The organism is Corallococcus praedator, from assembly GCF_003612125.1.
In the GTDB taxonomy this organism is placed as follows: domain Bacteria; phylum Myxococcota; class Myxococcia; order Myxococcales; family Myxococcaceae; genus Corallococcus; species Corallococcus praedator.
In genome coordinates this window covers 1-383 of record NZ_RAWI01001465.1, presented here as the reverse complement: position 1 = coordinate 383, position 383 = coordinate 1, and the positions used below count along the sequence as shown (strand labels likewise).

1 protein-coding gene is annotated in these 383 nt (G+C 57.4%); it reads right to left on the bottom strand.

Annotation, left to right across the window (positions count from 1 at the left end; all coding sequences use genetic code 11):
- A partial coding sequence (locus D7Y13_RS44915; RefSeq protein ID WP_147452805.1) for a hypothetical protein occupies positions 1-240 on the bottom strand: 240 nt, incomplete at its 3' end.
- Positions 241-383 lie beyond the last annotated feature (143 nt).

The following is a 383-nucleotide window of genomic DNA, read 5'->3' as shown; positions in this document are numbered from 1 at the left end:
TTCGACGCCCGCGCCGTCGTAAACGCTGACTTTTTTCTGCGTCACGACCACATCGCGTTTGCCGAAGATGTGCCCCTCCTCGGCGATCATATCGGCGGACTCGCGAATCAGAACCGCGCCCTCGTCGCCCGCCGCGCCGCCTTCGGAAACGCCGTCTATGAGACGCCGCGCCCGCGCCTCTTGATCGTCATCACTGGTTTTCGGTTGCAAAACAACAGACATATCCGCGTCGTCCTCCATCGCGTTCTTAAGTACAGGGGTGGAGAAAATGCCGCCGCGCCGCCGCCTTTTTCCAATCCGTATCGTATCGTCTAAACGCCCCCAAACGGTAAATAATTTCCACAAATATCCCGTCAGTATCTCGGAGAACTACGCCAGTGGAA